The sequence below is a fragment of the Blastococcus sp. VKM Ac-2987 genome (assembly GCF_026967805.1).
Taxonomy (GTDB): domain Bacteria; phylum Actinomycetota; class Actinomycetes; order Mycobacteriales; family Geodermatophilaceae; genus Blastococcus.
Window position 1 is genome coordinate 537,420 of record NZ_JAPVBG010000001.1, and the last position, 14,416, is coordinate 551,835.

The following is a 14,416-nucleotide window of genomic DNA, read 5'->3' on the forward strand; positions in this document are numbered from 1 at the left end:
CAGCAAGTCCGGCTTGGCAGTGGTTCGCGACCACGATGGGGCACACAGAGAGAAAGCCCAGGCTTCGGCCCCCGGTGTGGGTAGCGGGTCAAAGTTGATTTCTTAGTCGGCTGCTCGACTCTGCGGTGAACCGCCCCGTCAGCGCGGAAGACGTGAACTGACGGGATAACTCGGTGGGATGTCTGCTCACGGAGCTGGGCAGCGCTGGACCAATCATCGATGCCGGCGTGCTGCTGTACCTAACCCTCATCGCCCTTCTTGCCTGCATAGCGGTGCTGAGCAAGAAGGCCTTCCGGCGCAAGAGCGCGTACAAGGTGCTGCGGCTGTTGTGGCTGCGCCGGCCACAGACACGGACACGTTAGATCAGTCGCCGCGCTGGGCCTTATCGCTCTCGGCCCGCTCACGCGGAGACACATCGCTAGCCTTGGCCCTCAACTCTTCGAGATACCGGCGCTTAGACTCATTGGCACCTGCGGGCGGTGGCGGTGGCGGTGGCGGTACTCGCGAGGGCGCCGGCCGTTCTGCTGTGGCCCAAGGAACCCGCAGCGGCTCAACCGTCGAGTGTGTGGCCCCGGCCACCCAGCCAGCCGCGGCCTGCTCGTAACTTTCGATGGTCACCGCGACCGCCTCGTCGCGGGTGTTGAAGTGGCGCCGGACGCGCCGCAGGGCTGGCGCGTGGATGGGCTTGCCGTCTTCGTCCAGCTCGTCACGGAAGACGCCCTCCGCGTTCGCGAGCTTGCGTAGCATCGACTCGGGCCGCAGTCCCGCCGACTCGAGGGCAGCGACTTCGAGCTGGGCAGCCTCAACTTCCTGCCGCGTCACCTTCACGATCCTCATCGGGCTGCACCTCCTCGTCCTCGTCGATCAAGTAGACGTAGCCAACCTCGTCGTTGTCGATCTCCTCTACCGTGCGTCCTTCTGACAGTCTGCGCTCTACCAGCGGCCTTGTCAGCGTTTGGATCAAGACCCCATCATCGGGTGACAGACCCGACATCTTCGACAGCCCTGACAGCAGAGCCCACCCCTGACGCCTGGTCGTCGCATCGTCACTCCGGGCAAACTCCAGGGCCTGAAGGATCAACTGACGGTCGGACTTGGACGACTCAAGGGTGTGGGTGTCCTTCGCGGCTTCGGAGTCAGATGCCGTCTTCTTCGCGGCCGCTTGGTAGGTGAGCCAACCGGTGACGACCGGAGCAACGGCCGCGATGACGGCCAGCAGGATCGCCAGCCACCACGGGAGTACCAGGCCCTCGGCGCCCTCTGCGGCCCATACTGACCGCGCCCCCGTGCTGGTCACCCGCAAACCGTATCCGTCCGGGTGACGCGAGCCTCAGTCCGGCGTCCTTACGCTCACTGAGTGCCGTATCCGCCGCGACCGCAGCTCAAAGCGCTGTCTGAGTTCGCTGGCACGGCCTCGCCGCGGCCGGACCCGGCGCGACAAGCCGAGTCGAGCGCTACATCGTCGACCAGTACGCCGCCGGCCGATCACTGCGCGAGCTGGCGGAGCTGACCGACCGCTCGCACTCCGCTGTCCGCAACATCCTCACCAAGCACGGCGTGATCCGCCGGGGCGCGGGAGCTGTCGTCGTGGCTGAGTGGGTCCAGCATGGACACCGTGGGAGCTAAGAGCCAACACGACCTTCGCAAGCTGGCCGGTGATCTGCTGCGCTTTGCCCGCGCCAGGACTCAGACCACGGAGGCTGACCTCGCCGAACTCGCTGGGGTCTCCCAGTCCACCGTGGAGCAGATCGAGGCCGGTACTCGAGAGCCCTTGGTGTCGACGCTAGGAACGCTGCTGTCTGCTATTGGCTTCGACCTGCGGGCCCAGCCAACCAAGCAGGCAGGCAGGCTCCCGGATCTCACACCGGAGCAGGTAGTTCGGTTGCAGGACGCGCTACTTGCCAACGCGGACGCGCTGCTGACTTCCGCGCTGGCAGTACTCGAGCTGGGCAATGTTGCCCTGGCTCGGTCTCTAGCGATCCTGGGTCTTGAAGAGTCGGGAAAGGCGATTGCCATACATGATCGCCGGATTCAGATGGCACACGAGCCAGAAGGAACACGCTTCAGATGCGACAGCCTGGACCGGTTGTGGGCCAACCATCAGAAGAAGCTGGAGACGGTCCACGACTTCTTGGTGGAAGAGCGGTACTGGTTCGGCACCGAGCCGTCCAACCCAGAGGAGAACGAGGCCTACCTGGGAAAGATCAAGAAGTGGGCGGGCCGACACGACAAGCTCAAGCAGCGCGGCTTCTACGTTGGCCTCGACAAGACGGGAACCCTCCTGTCTCCCGAGCACGTGGCCGATCAAGAGTCACTTGCTGACGTCATCAACCACGTACACCAGATTGGCTGGCAGCTACGACTTGGCGAGCACATTGAGGGGAAACGTCAGGACGAGCAGGAGAGGGGCCTCCCGCCAGCCGATGCCGCCACGATGGAGCTGCTCGAATCGGCAGGCCTGCCGGAGGAAGAGCGCGACTCGCCGTTCGGCGACGAATTCTCACACCTTCTGCGAGAGGGCACTCCAGGGAGGCCGCTGAACAATGCCTCCTACAGGTTCAACCCGCCATCGGATGACAGGCAGCCGTTTCGAAACCTGGGCAAGCCCGGCTACGAAGCCGAGACCCGAGAACTTCAGCGCTTGATGGAGGAGTTGGGCGAGCAAGAGGAGTCGTGAACTCCAAGCGGCTACGTATCTGTGCCGCGATAGGCGACGGCTCTGCCAGCTAGCAGAGTCCCAGCGACGCTCCGGTCCGCCGGCTAAAGGTCTGCCTTGAACAGCGAGTACTCCAGTAGCTCAGGTGCGACCTCAAACCTGTCCGCAGTCTGGCCCATCCACGCGAGGTAGACGCCGTACCGGTAGTGACTCCAGTGGTGGGCCTTGCCACGGATGAGCAGGTAAGGAAGCCCACCTAGCTCTGTCACCTTGGTCGCAAGCACCGCGTCGAGGATGAGTGCTGGTCGTCTGTGGTCTTGGTCCCTCAGCCCGGCGTATAGAGCCTTCGTGAAGAAGGCGGAACCCCAGTGCTTGGCCGCCACAGGTCCCGGGTTGTCGCCCCGAAGGCGGTAGTAGGCGGCCATGGGTCCGTGTTCGAGCCCCTCCTCCAACGCCCCCTCGAGGAGCACCTCCATCTGGGCCTCCGGGGTCGCGCGCTCGACCTTGGCCAGACGGGACGGTCCGTAGCCCCAGGGGCCGTAACCCCACACCTTCGACGCCACGAACAGTCGCCACATGGCTCGGTCGGCGTTCTTGTCAGCGGCCACGGCGAACAGGTCGCCACGAGAAATCCGGCCGGTCGCCATGCACTGGGCTGGCAGGGCATCTCCGACCTGCTGCCACTTCTCGGGCTCAAACAGCACCGTGTGGCTCTCGACACTGTCCCCGCCGAGCCGCCGGCGAGCGGCTTCGATCGCCTCCCGTACTGCGGCCTCATGCTCTGACTTCAGGGGATGACGGGCGGCTTCCTCTTCGGCTTGCGCTGCCAGCCGCTGCCAATCAGCCTGGGTGCCGTCGGTCGTGGTCACGGCCTAGTTATCGGCACCGGTCCGCGCCGCTAGCCGTACCAAGGGCGACGGCCTGGGCTCAACTGCCTCAGGAGTGCCGCTACTCCCCCGGGGTGACGGCGGGCGCGTCACGAGCCGCCGCGTCGTATGACTCACTTACCCTGCGCTCGACTATGAGCGAGAAACCACAGCAACAGCTCCCTGCCGAGCAGCGGGCTCGTGTGCTGATCGACGCGCAGCTCACCGCCGCAGGGTGGATGGTGCAGAACCGCAAGGCCATGAACCTTTTTGCCGGCCAGGGCGTAGCGGTGCGCGAGACCACCATGGCTAAGGGACACGGCCGCGTCGACTACCTGCTGTACGTCGACAAGGCGGCGGTCGGAGTCATCGAAGCGAAGCCCGAGGGGACCACCCTGTCTGGCGTCGAGTGGCAGTCCGCCATGTACGCCACCGGGCTACCTGCGGACGTACGCCTCAAGGCACTCACGGTCGACGGGCGCCTGCCCTTCATCTTCGAAGCCAGCGGGACGGAGACCCACTTCACCAACGGGTACGACCCGTCACCGCGGGCGAGGCGCATCTTCGCCTTCCCGAAGCCCAGCACGCTGGCGCGGATCCGACGGAGCGCCGAGACGGACCCGGATCTGCCGACGTGGCGAGCGAAGGTCCAGCGGATGCCCGAGCTGGATGTCGCGCCGCTACGGCCGGCGCAGATCCAGGCCATCAGTGGCATCGAGCGCAGCCTGGCCGAGCAGCGATATGACCGGTCGCTCGTGCAGATGGCGACTGGGGCCGGCAAGACCTACACCGCGGTAACCAGCTGCTACCGCCTGCTGAAGCACGCTGGCTTTCAGCGGGTGCTCTTCCTGGTGGACCGCAACAACCTCGCCGACCAGACACTCGCTGAGTTCCAGAACTACAGGACGCCCGACGACGGTCGACGCTTCACGGAGATTTACAACGTCGACAAGCTCACCAGCGCGGGCACGCTCGCCAGCAGCCACGTCGTCATCTCGACGATCCAGCGGGTTTACAGCTTCCTCAACAACAAGCCAGTCGGCCAGGACGACGACCCGGATCTCGACAACTTCGTGCCCGACCAGCCTGTGCCTGCGGTCTACAACCCCGCCATGCCGCCCGAGGCGTTCGACCTCGTGATCGTCGATGAGGCGCACCGGTCGATCTACGGGGTCTGGCAGAACGTCCTCCGCTACTTCGACGCCCACGTCGTCGGCCTGACCGCAACGCCCGGGAAGGCGACGTTCGGCTTCTTCCGCCAGAACCTCGTTAGTGAGTACACGTACCCGCAGTCGGTCGCCGACGGGGTCAACGTCGACTTCGACATCTACAAGATCCGAACGAAGATCACCCAGGACGGCTCGCGCATCGACGCCGGCACCGTGGTCCCCACGGTCGACCGTCGGACCCGCGAGGAGAAGCTCGTCGCACTCGACGACGACCTCGAGTACACGGGCAAGCAGCTCGATCGAGCGGTCACCTCGAAGAACCAGATCCGCTTGGTCCTCGACACCTTCCGCGACAAGCTCTTCACGGAGATCTTTCCGGGGCGTTCGACGGTGCCCAAGACCTTGATCTTCTGCAAGGACGACGCTCACGCCGAGGAAGTTGTCACCACGGTGCGGGAGGTCTTCGGCAAGGGCAACGACTTCGCAGCGAAGATTACCTATGCCGCAACAGACCCCAAGGGCCACCTGCAGCGCTTCCGGACCTCGGCCTCGCTGCGCGTTGCCGTGACGGTCGACATGATCGCCACAGGCACGGACGTGAAGCCGCTCGAGTGTGTCTTCTTCATGCGCGACGTGCGATCCGGCCAGTACTTCGAACAGATGAAGGGCCGTGGCGCTCGCACCATCCCACCAGCTGACTTCCAGGCCGTCACACCGGACGCTGAGGCCAAGACACGCTTCGTCCTCGTGGATGCCATCGGTGTGACCGAGCATGAGTTCGTGGACCCGCCGCTCAACCGGGAGAAGGGCGTCAGCCTTCAGCAGCTTCTGGGCAAGGTGGCGTCGCTGACCATCACCGAGTCCGAGACCGCGACCCTGGCATCACGGCTGGCCGCCCTTGAACTGCAGGTCACACCGGCGGAGCGCCAGGAACTCGACGCCGTGGCCGGCCAGCCCCTTCGAGGAGTGATCCGCGGGCTGGTGGACGCGGTTGACCCAGACACCCAAGCCAAGGTCGCTGAGGGTGCCGCCGATCCTCAAGCTGCGATCCAAGAGCTGGTCGACAAGGCCATCGAGCCGCTGGCGGCCAACCCGGAGCTGCGGAACCGGATTCTGGAACTGCGAAGGGCTCACGACCGGGTAGTCGACGAGATCAGCATCGACGTGCTGCTTGACGCGCACGGCGTCGTGGACACCTCGCGTGCGCAGTCCATCGTCGAGTCGTGGAAGCAGTACCTCGAAGACCACCGCGACGAAATCACCGCCATCCAGCTGATGGGCGAGGCCAAGGAGCGCCGCATCTCGTTCAGTGACATCAAGGAACTGGCCGATCGGATCAGTCGGCCACCACATAGCTGGACGCCCGAGCTCATCTGGGCTGCGTACGAGGCAGTCGAGAAGAGTCGAGTTCGGCGCAGCGAGCGACACACGTTGACGGATCTCGTCTCGCTGCTGCGCTACACCCTGGGCGACGACTCTGAGCTGGTTCCCTACAGCGATCGCATACGCGAGCGCTACACCAACTGGCTAGCTCAGCAGGAGCAGGCAGGTACACAGTTCACAACGAGTGAGAGATGGTGGCTCGACCGGATGGCTGAGGTCGTGGCTACCTCCGCGGGCGTAAGCCCGGACGACTTGGAGTCGGCCCCCTTCACCGAGCGGGGCGGCGTCGATGGCGCTCTACGCGACCTGGGCGATCATGCTGGCACTCTCATCGAGACCTTGAACGAGGAGCTGACGGCGTGAGTACTCCCCTCGATGAGTGGTCAACGGCTCCACTTGGTGAACTTGTTGACATTCTTGACTATGCCCGGATCCCAGTCAGCGCAAAGGAGCGAGAGAGTCGCCTGGGCGATGTTCCGTACTACGGCGCTACTGGCAGGGTCGGTTTCATCGACAGGCCTCTATACAACGAAGAGTTGGTGCTCTTGGGAGAGGACGGTGTGCAGTTTTTTGATTCGGACAAGCCCAAGGCCTACCTAATCAATGGCCCCTCGTGGGTGAACAACCACGCACATGTACTCCGAGCCCACCGCCAACAGATTGATCACCGCTATCTTTGCCACTACTTGAACCACTTCAATTACAGTGGCTATGCGAACGGGACAACTCGGCTCAAGCTGACTCAGGCAGCGATGCGTCGGATGCCTATCCAGTACCCGGACCTGGCAGAGCAACGCCGGATCATCCTGGAGCTTGAGGACCACTTGTCGCGACTCGAAGCCGCGCAGGCCTACATCAACACCGGTGCGGCGAGAGCTGACACGCTCGTAGCGGCCACTCTCGGGGCGGACATTGCGCTGGAACGAGCTCCGACTTCCCGACTGGTGCATTTGCTTGCTGAACCGCTAGCAAATGGACGATCTGTCACCACAAGAGAGGGGGGATACCCGGTCCTACGGCTGACCGCCTTGACCGCAGGAGGCGTCGACCTCTCTCAACGTAAAGGCGGCGCCTGGACCAGCAAGGAAGCCAGCCCGTTCAACGTCGTTCTTGGGGACTTTCTTGTCTCCAGAGGGAACGGGAGCCTGCGTCTCGTTGCGCGCGGCGCCCTTGTTCGCGACGAGCCAGATGGCGTCGCCTTCCCTGACACGGTGATCCGTGTGCGTGTCGATAGGGACGCCCTTGATCCCGAGTACCTGAACCTGATCTGGAACTCGCGAGTAGTAAGGCGACAGATTGAGGGGATGGCTCGCACCACTGCGGGCATCTATAAGGTGAACCAGGGGCACCTAGAAAGTGTTGAGATCCCGGTCCCCGCCTACAGCGATCAACGAAGGCTCGTCACACTTGCTTCGCGCGCCTTCGAAGCCTCCGCTGGACTGGGGGGTATGGCTACTCAACTCTCGCGCAGAGTCAATGCGCTGCGACGGTCACTGCGGACAGCCGCCTTCAGTGGTCGCCTTTTACAATCATCGTCGACGGAGTCAACGAAGGAGATGGCGGGTGTCTGATTCTCGTCGGCTGGTCGAGAAGCTTTGGTCCTACTGCAATGTGCTTCGTGACGACGGTGTCGGAACCATCGAGTACACAGAGCAGCTGACCTACTTGCTGTTCCTCAAGATGGCTCACGAACGCGAGACTCGTCCGTTGAAGCCCGAGTGCATCGTTCCGGCGGACTGCTCCTGGCAGCGCCTGCTCGACGCCGATGGGGATGACCTCGAGGTCACGTACCGGCACATCCTTGAGAAGCTGAGCCGCCAGACCGGCGTACTGGGCACCATCTTCCGCAAGGCCCAGAACCGCATCCAGGACCCCGCCAAGCTGAAGCGCCTTGTCGTCGATCTAATCGACAAGGAGAACTGGTCGGCTACCGGGACCGACATCAAGGGCGACGCCTATGAGGAGCTGCTGTCCAAGGGCGCAGAGGACATCAAGTCAGGCGCCGGTCAGTACTTCACCCCGCGGCCACTCATTTCGGCGATGGTCGACTGCCTTCAGCCGACCATCACCGACACCGTCACCGACCCCGCGGCCGGCACTGGCGGATTCCTCCTCGCCGCCCACGAGTACGCCGCGCGCCATGCAGAGTCGCTGACGCCAACTGAGCGCGAGCACCTGCGTGACGGCTTCGTCCATGGCGTTGAGCTGGTTGACGGCACCGCACGCCTCGCGGCGATGAACCTGATCCTGCATGGCATCGGCAGCCCGAACGGCGACAGCCTGATCGAGGTTCGTGACTCCCTCGCCGGTGAGCCGCCGAGTAAGCGCTGGTCCGTCGTACTGTCCAACCCGCCGTTCGGGCGCAAGTCCGCCCTCGCCATGGTCGGCGCCGATGGACGCGAGGTTCGCGAGGACCGGGAGATCGAGCGCAAGGACTTCATTGCGACCACCTCCAACAAGCAGCTCAACTTCCTGCAGCACATCTTCACGATCCTCGACATCAACGGTCGCGGCGCCGTCGTGCTCCCGGACAACGTGCTCTTCGAGGGCGGTGCGGGCGAAAAGCTAAGGCGCCGGCTCCTTCAGAGCTTCGACTTCCACACGATGCTGCGGCTCCCGACCGGCATCTTCTACGCCCAGGGCGTCAAGGCGAACGTGCTCTTCTTCGACAAGAAGCCCGCAGCTGAGCGTCCCTGGACCGAGCGCCTCTGGGTCTACGACCTTCGCACCAACCAGCACTTCACGCTCAAGCAGAACCAGCTTCGTCGGCAGCACCTCGACGAGTTTGTGAGCTGCTATCGCCCTGGAGAGCCACGTTCGGAGCGCGTCGAGTCTGAGCGGTTCAAGTCCTTCACCTACGACGAACTGGTGGCGCGGGACAAGGCTAACCTCGACATCACGTGGCTGCGTGATGAGTCGCTGGAGGACACCGACAACCTGCCGGCACCCGAGATCATCGCGCGCGAGATCGTTGAGGACCTCACTGCGGCACTGGCGGAATTCGAGGCCGTGGCGGCGGCACTGGAGCTTGAGTCGAGCTTCGCCGCCGACTCGACGGGATGAGTGACGAGCTGTGGGTTGTCCGAGCGGGTGAGAAGGCAAGGTTCGTCGACGAGTTCATCGCCGAGTCCTTCGTCGCCATCAGCTTCGTTGACTTCGCGCCCGAGGACCTGAGCCGCACCGACGAGGCAGCGGTCAGAGCGCGCATTGCTTCGCCCGCGGACCAGACCTACGCCAACCAAGTGATCTCCTTCGCCTACCGGATGCAGGTAGGCGACCTCGTGGTCGTCCCGCGAGTGGTGGGGCGCCATAAGGACTACCTCGTCGCACGCATCGTTGGTCCGTACGAGCACGTCGCGGATGCACCGGCGTCCGGCCCTCACCGTCGGGCCGTCGAGTGGCTGGGTCGCTTCGAGAAAGATGCGCTAACCAGGACCGCGATCAACACTCTGGGCGCCTTCCTGACGATCTTCAGGCCTACCGCTGTTGAGGCGGAACTGCGCGGCTTGTTGACTGCACTGTCTCCGCTGGAGGCGCAGGCACCAAGGGTCGCAGAGGCCGTCCCACGTCCTACGGCGGCGCTGGAACAGCCCACCGCCGCTGCCACCCCCGTAGCAGTAGCGCGCCCGTCCCTCCCCTTGCCTGAAGCGCTGCTGGACATCCATCTCGACACCAAGGGAAGAGCGCGCATCACCAGCCGCCACCCGGCGCTCCTGATGGAGCAGACACCCCGCCACGTTGATCCGAGAGAGGACTGGCGGGATGTGCCTGGCATCTACGTCCTAACCGGCACCGACGTACAGCAGTCGATCACTCGCACCGGAAACGAACGAACACTCACCTCTACGCTGATCGTCAAGCCTTGGGCCTACGTCGGTCTGAGCGAGGACTTCCGTGGACGGATCAGCAGCCACCGGCTGTCCAAGCCCGAGTGGCGCCGGGCCTTGCTGGTTCGTGCCAACGGCCTTCCATTCACCAGCGACGACATCAAGTACTTGGAGCAAAGAGTCCATGCTGTGCTCGAGGAGACGGGCGAGGTCACGCTGCCTCAAACGACGCCCCGCGGAAACCGATCCGCACAGCCGCGCGACGTGCGGATGCTCGACGACTGTGCGGACACGGTCGTGGCTGTTCTTCGACTGACTGGCACGTTGATCTAACCAAGGGGCGTGCTGCGCCTCGCATCGTGGTTTCACTGGGGGATGCACTATGAGGCATGAACCTGGAGGCGATCCGTCGAGCCCTTGAGGCCGCCCATGCCCGAGACACCGACGAGCCCCTCATCACCGAGCTGATCCACCAGGGCTGGATACCGCCCGCCGAGGTCAGTGACCACCCGCCGAGGATGCGTGCAGGCCGCGAAGAAGGCCGGCTGGCACGAGCTCTGCAACAGCAGGAGCTCTCAGCGACCCAGCAGTACCCCATCTACAGCGGCCAGCTGACCTACTTCGTAGACATCGTGTGCGGCCGGGTAGCTATCGAGGTGGAGTCTGCCGGCGTCCTCTCCCAGCGCTACGACCGCCTCGAGCGCGCCAACGACATCATCGAAGCGGGCTGGTTCCTCGTCTACGTGGACGTAGGCAAGGTGACTTACTTCGCTGACACCTTCCCGAAGACCCTGGCCGAGCACATCGCCAAGGTGGAGGCCGACGAAGCTCCTGCCTACGCCGGGTTCCGTCACACCGGACTGCTAGTGGAGACGGGCACCTACGCCGGCGGACGGCTCCACATCGTCCCCGCCCCGCCCCCGGCTCCTGTACTGCCACAGGAAGCCAAGGAGCCGAAGCCCTTTCGGCGTCACCAGATCGGCATACCGAACCGCATACCGCCGTACATCCCCGGCTTGGCACACCCACCTGATGAGCGGCGCTTGCCTGACGAAGCCCCCGCACAAGACGAGGGCACGTCGAGAACAAAAGAGGAGCGCGAATGAGCGACACAGCAGTAGGCATTCGCGCTAAACAGTAAGTCGTATGGCTCCACCGGAATCCGAGACTGGGCTTGCGGCCAAGCAAGCCCTAGCCCCCACGACATTCGCAACCACTGCGGTCGAAGGCGAGTGCGTCCGTAGTGGAAGGTAGCAATGCATCTGGCGCAAACCATGCGCGACCCTGGCTGGAGATAGAGCCAAGCGATCAACTGTCCCATAGCTATGAACTCCTCCCGCCTGACGAGGACTATGGCAAGTGGACGCTCTACTGCCGGGGCGAGCTTTGCGATGGTGACTTCGACGAGTGGGACCATGAGCCCAGCGTCGAAGAAGTTGAGCAGGCCAAGGAGTCGCATCCCGCCGAACGCGCAGAGGAGTTGGGCGAACAGCAAGACGCCCGTCGCTCCATGGGCGGCATGGGCCTATGAGCAAGCTCATCTGGAACGTCTCTCCCGCCTACTACGCAGGCCCTGCGGTATGCGCCCTTGCTGGCGCCGTCACCACTCGTCTGCTCCAGGCCAGGCTCTGATGACCCCGGGACCCGCACATCGCATGGCCGCCATCAAGAGGGCCCTGCGGCTCCGCGTCGGCCATACCAACGACCCCATGATCGTCGTAGACGTGCCCTGGCTCATGGATCGGGTCGAGGAGTTGCAGGCCAAGTTGGACATCGCGGTGAAGGCCGGCGACGAGCTAGCAGAGCGCGCACCCGAAGAGTCCGGTCCCTGGTGGGAAGCCACAGCGGACCTCTCCCGGGGCCCTGAGCCAAGCCGTGGCGACATGGGGCTGACGTGACCGATTCGGCCCCAGATCCTTAGCCCTCGTCAGTCAAGAGGGATCTCAATCTCTTCCCGAACGTCAGAGACGAATTGATCCGTAGCCAACTGCGGCCAGTAGCTTTCATCGGGGGGCAATAGCTCGGGCGACTCGGTGCACCACCTCAGGGCCGACGGATCTTCGTGACAGGCGGCAATCGATTGTAGAATGAAGAACTTGGTCAAGGCGTTCCCGAGCAGTTTCTCTGCCGAACCCTGAACGTCCGTTTCGGCCAATATTTCGACTTGCGCCCTAAACTCTGACGCCCGCCCGAGTAGGCCCAATAGGTCTTCCAGCTGTTCCTCGCTTGGAGCAGGCACCTCCACAAACGGCCGCGCGGCAACACCACCCGCTGGCACGTGCTTCTCGAAGGCAGCCTCGGCGTCGTAGATCGCCCCTAGGTACTCACCGTAGACAGCAATTCGCTGAGTACGTAAGAACTCCCTGTCCGCTCGTTCATCGTCTCTTCCTGCCGCCATCCAGGCGCCGATAAGGACCCCTCCCAGGCCGAAGACTGCAGCCAGCAGCGCGGCCAGGAGAGTCGCTAGGGCTGTGTACTTGGTGCTCCACCGGTCCACGAGCCGGTTCCTGTGCCCTTCGCGTTCCTCAACCGTGGGTCCGGCACCGCTAGCAGTGGCCACGCGCGGAGGGTACCGAGCAGTTCCGGCGCGAGAGGCCGTCTAACGCGGCGCAGTTGGGCGGGCCCGCAAGATCCCCGCACCGCCTCTGCCCAGACCGTGACAGTTTGTGAGCGCGGGGCCAGCGAACTAGACCAAATGCGTGGCTACCGACCGGATCGACCAGCGCAATGATCAACAACTTGCCGGTCTCGCGTCAACCAGCGACCTCCTGAGCGAGGTCGCCAAGCTGTACCGCCGCGCTTTGCACCGTGAGTATGGCGCTGAGGCGACCTCTCCCCAGCTGGATGCATGAGGAAGCCTCAACGTCGATGCCTTGACTGCTGGAAACTGACTCGCAACGGCTCCCGCTGCCCACCGTGTACCGCACGCCGGAAGGCCATTCGCAACGCGGACCGTCCTATCGCGCGTGCTGTTGTAGCCGCTGCGCCAGTCTGTGTCTGTACGTCCGACTGCCCTTGGCACCGAGGCAAGCGCACATGTGGGGCGACTACGGACCTCACCGCGGACCACGTGGTACCTCTTTCACAAGGTGGGACCAACGAGGGTCCGCGACGGGTCCTGTGTCGGCGGTGTAACAGTCGGCGGGGAGCAGGACGCTACTGAGTCTCCCGAGCCGCGTCACGCTCCTCGGGGAAGGAGAACCCGCCCCACACCCCCCGGGTGGCCGCGTCCGCAAGAGCAAAGGCTTTGCACTCCTTCTGCACCAGGCACCGGTCACAAACTTCCCGCGCTGGCTGTGCGTCCTTGACCCGCTCCGGGAAGAAGTCAACGTCCGGGTACTCCTTGCAGAGTCCGTCGGCTTGCCAGTCGGAAGCCGGCATGGTGATGACGTCCACCTTGATTCGCCTCGCTGCTGCAGTTAATACCCGTCTAGTCGGCAGGTCGACAAGCGGATCCCAACGACCTTGGTTGATTGCCCACTCCCGCACATCGGCCCAAAGCCACAGGCGTTCATTCCTCTCGTAGCCAATAGCGGCCGGGAAGCCGGTCTTCGGTCGATGCGTCCACTGTCGTGCCGCTTCCCAGCTGACGGCTAGCCGTTCGCTGATGGCTCGTATGGTCATCAAGTCGACGCCGACTGCTGTCCTCTGGAAACCGTCTGCCCGACTCACTGGTGGCACTCTGGGATGTAGGAAGCACGCGACAGGTACTCGTAATTGACCGCGTCGGAGAGTGCCTCCATTGCCTTCCAAGCGCTGCGCCGAGTCGGGTTACTAGAGCATGGAACGCTCAGATCGCTATGTTCGGGAACGTCGACGAAGTGCTGTTGAATTGAATGCTCTAACGCAATCCACCGGTCAGCTGCTCGCTCAACGAACGCCAGCAGTGCCGAAAGTTCCTCTGCGACCGCCTCAGCCTCTGCGGTGAGCTCAGGCGTCAGGTCGTAAGCACCCGTGCGCCAGAGCACCTTACGGAGGTGGCGCAACTCCCTCCCGTGACGTTCGTCCTTAGTGACGCTGCATGGTTGCTCGTGCACCCACTCTGGCGGTTCGCCTGTCTTTAGACACGGTTGATCCATGTTGTGGTCGCTCATACGTGCTGGCCTTTCACTGACTGCTAACTGCGACCGCCAAAGCAACAACGACCGCATCGTTTCCACCTGGAAACGTAGTCGCGCTATTTGCCACTCGGCAAGTATCTTTCTTTATGTGTCCGAATCTTTGATGAGTGCGAAAGAGATAGCCCGAGCTCTCGGGCGAACAAAGCAATACGTGAACCTGCTGGCAAGGCAAGGCGGGGCGTTACCTGAACCGTTGGGCCAACTATCGACGGGGCAACGCGTTTGGAGGCGAGACGACGTGGACCGTTGGCTAGAAGCAAGGCCTACCTCGTCTGGATCGCCAGTTGCAGCGAGGCGCGAGCGATGAGGCTGCACTCAGGAGCGCCCGGGCTCGGATTACTTTGCGTTACCGACGTAGCCGGTCAAAGGTCAGCAGAGGCTCGCGCAGGCGAGC

At 63.6% G+C, this 14,416-nt stretch carries 15 protein-coding genes; 10 read left to right on the plus strand and 5 right to left on the minus strand.

Translation table 11 applies throughout. The annotated features are described in order from the left end of the window. Positions 1–363: 363 nt before the first annotated feature. Both O2W17_RS02615 and O2W17_RS02620 read right to left on the minus strand, forming a co-directional pair. Positions 364–837 carry a hypothetical protein gene (locus O2W17_RS02615; RefSeq protein ID WP_269190835.1) on the minus strand — a complete coding sequence of 158 codons (474 nt, stop codon included), beginning with the start codon at positions 835–837 and terminating at the stop codon, positions 364–366. Next, positions 803–1,297, minus strand: coding sequence for a hypothetical protein (locus O2W17_RS02620; protein WP_269190836.1), 495 nt, complete (start codon positions 1,295–1,297; stop codon positions 803–805). Before O2W17_RS02620 ends, O2W17_RS02615 begins: the two co-directional genes overlap by 35 nt. Positions 1,298–1,497: 200 nt before the next feature. Between O2W17_RS02620 and O2W17_RS02625 the strand changes: the two genes are divergently transcribed. Continuing rightward, entirely contained in the window at positions 1,498–1,626 is a 129-nt protein-coding gene (locus O2W17_RS02625; RefSeq protein ID WP_442864533.1) for a hypothetical protein, read from the plus strand. Next, entirely contained in the window at positions 1,616–2,677 is a 1,062-nt protein-coding gene (locus tag O2W17_RS02630) for an AbiV family abortive infection protein (protein ID WP_269190837.1), read from the plus strand. Before O2W17_RS02625 ends, O2W17_RS02630 begins: the two co-directional genes overlap by 11 nt. Before the next feature lie 83 nt (positions 2,678–2,760). On the opposite strand, the gene O2W17_RS02635 is transcribed toward O2W17_RS02630, so the two are convergent. Continuing rightward, entirely contained in the window at positions 2,761–3,525 is a 765-nt protein-coding gene (locus O2W17_RS02635; protein ID WP_269190838.1) for an 8-oxoguanine DNA glycosylase OGG fold protein, read from the minus strand. Between the two features lie 152 nt (positions 3,526–3,677). Here O2W17_RS02635 and O2W17_RS02640 point away from each other — a divergent pair, with 152 nt between their 5' ends. From O2W17_RS02640 to O2W17_RS02665, 6 genes are all read left to right on the plus strand, one after another. Beyond that, positions 3,678–6,437 (plus strand): type I restriction endonuclease subunit R, encoded by a 2,760-nt coding sequence (locus O2W17_RS02640; RefSeq protein ID WP_269190839.1) that lies wholly within the window; start codon positions 3,678–3,680, stop codon positions 6,435–6,437. Beyond that, complete coding sequence (locus O2W17_RS02645; protein ID WP_269190840.1) at positions 6,434–7,645, plus strand: restriction endonuclease subunit S; 1,212 nt, start codon at positions 6,434–6,436, stop codon at positions 7,643–7,645. The genes O2W17_RS02640 and O2W17_RS02645 overlap by 4 nt, the downstream gene beginning before the upstream one ends. Continuing rightward, positions 7,638–9,137: a class I SAM-dependent DNA methyltransferase gene (locus tag O2W17_RS02650; RefSeq protein WP_269190841.1), complete on the plus strand. Its 1,500-nt coding sequence runs from the start codon at positions 7,638–7,640 to the stop codon at positions 9,135–9,137. The genes O2W17_RS02645 and O2W17_RS02650 overlap by 8 nt, the downstream gene beginning before the upstream one ends. Next, complete coding sequence (locus O2W17_RS02655; RefSeq protein WP_269190842.1) at positions 9,134–10,234, plus strand: hypothetical protein; 1,101 nt, start codon at positions 9,134–9,136, stop codon at positions 10,232–10,234. The genes O2W17_RS02650 and O2W17_RS02655 overlap by 4 nt, the downstream gene beginning before the upstream one ends. A 56-nt stretch (positions 10,235–10,290) precedes the next feature. Next, the gene (locus O2W17_RS02660) at positions 10,291–11,007 is read left to right on the plus strand and encodes a hypothetical protein (RefSeq protein ID WP_269190843.1); all 717 of its coding nucleotides are present in this window, start codon (positions 10,291–10,293) and stop codon (positions 11,005–11,007) included. Positions 11,008–11,556: 549 nt separating this feature from the next. Beyond that, the gene (locus tag O2W17_RS02665; RefSeq protein WP_269190844.1) at positions 11,557–11,799 is read left to right on the plus strand and encodes a hypothetical protein; all 243 of its coding nucleotides are present in this window, start codon (positions 11,557–11,559) and stop codon (positions 11,797–11,799) included. Positions 11,800–11,828: 29 nt separating this feature from the next. Here the strand turns inward: O2W17_RS02665 and O2W17_RS02670 are convergent, their stop codons facing one another. Continuing rightward, positions 11,829–12,461 carry a hypothetical protein gene (locus O2W17_RS02670; RefSeq protein WP_269190845.1) on the minus strand — a complete coding sequence of 211 codons (633 nt, stop codon included), beginning with the start codon at positions 12,459–12,461 and terminating at the stop codon, positions 11,829–11,831. Positions 12,462–12,600: 139 nt separating this feature from the next. Here O2W17_RS02670 and O2W17_RS02675 point away from each other — a divergent pair, with 139 nt between their 5' ends. Together O2W17_RS02675 and O2W17_RS22250 are read left to right on the plus strand one after the other, a co-directional pair. After that, positions 12,601–12,753, plus strand: coding sequence for a hypothetical protein (locus O2W17_RS02675; RefSeq protein ID WP_269190846.1), 153 nt, complete (start codon positions 12,601–12,603; stop codon positions 12,751–12,753). Next, entirely contained in the window at positions 12,750–13,064 is a 315-nt protein-coding gene (locus O2W17_RS22250) for an HNH endonuclease (protein ID WP_442864496.1), read from the plus strand. Before O2W17_RS02675 ends, O2W17_RS22250 begins: the two co-directional genes overlap by 4 nt. Here the strand turns inward: O2W17_RS22250 and O2W17_RS02680 are convergent. Next, positions 13,058–13,525 (minus strand): WhiB family transcriptional regulator, encoded by a 468-nt coding sequence (locus O2W17_RS02680; protein ID WP_269190847.1) that lies wholly within the window; start codon positions 13,523–13,525, stop codon positions 13,058–13,060. The two genes, O2W17_RS22250 and O2W17_RS02680, sit on opposite strands and share 7 nt — an antisense overlap. Between the last annotated feature and the right edge of the window lie 891 nt (positions 13,526–14,416).

Bases quoted from the DNA above. Each gene is read 5' to 3' on its own strand.
- O2W17_RS02665 (WP_269190844.1), top strand. From the start codon at position 11,557: ATGGCCGCCATCAAGAGGGCCCTGCGGCTCCGCGTCGGCCATACCAAC.
- O2W17_RS02680 (WP_269190847.1), bottom strand. From the start codon at position 13,525: ATGACCATACGAGCCATCAGCGAACGGCTAGCCGTCAGCTGGGAAGCG.
- O2W17_RS22250 (WP_442864496.1), top strand. From the start codon at position 12,750: ATGAGGAAGCCTCAACGTCGATGCCTTGACTGCTGGAAACTGACTCGC.
- O2W17_RS02655 (WP_269190842.1), top strand. From the start codon at position 9,134: ATGAGTGACGAGCTGTGGGTTGTCCGAGCGGGTGAGAAGGCAAGGTTC.
- O2W17_RS02660 (WP_269190843.1), top strand. From the start codon at position 10,291: ATGAACCTGGAGGCGATCCGTCGAGCCCTTGAGGCCGCCCATGCCCGA.
- O2W17_RS02640 (WP_269190839.1), top strand. From the start codon at position 3,678: ATGAGCGAGAAACCACAGCAACAGCTCCCTGCCGAGCAGCGGGCTCGT.
- O2W17_RS02615 (WP_269190835.1), bottom strand. From the start codon at position 837: ATGAGGATCGTGAAGGTGACGCGGCAGGAAGTTGAGGCTGCCCAGCTC.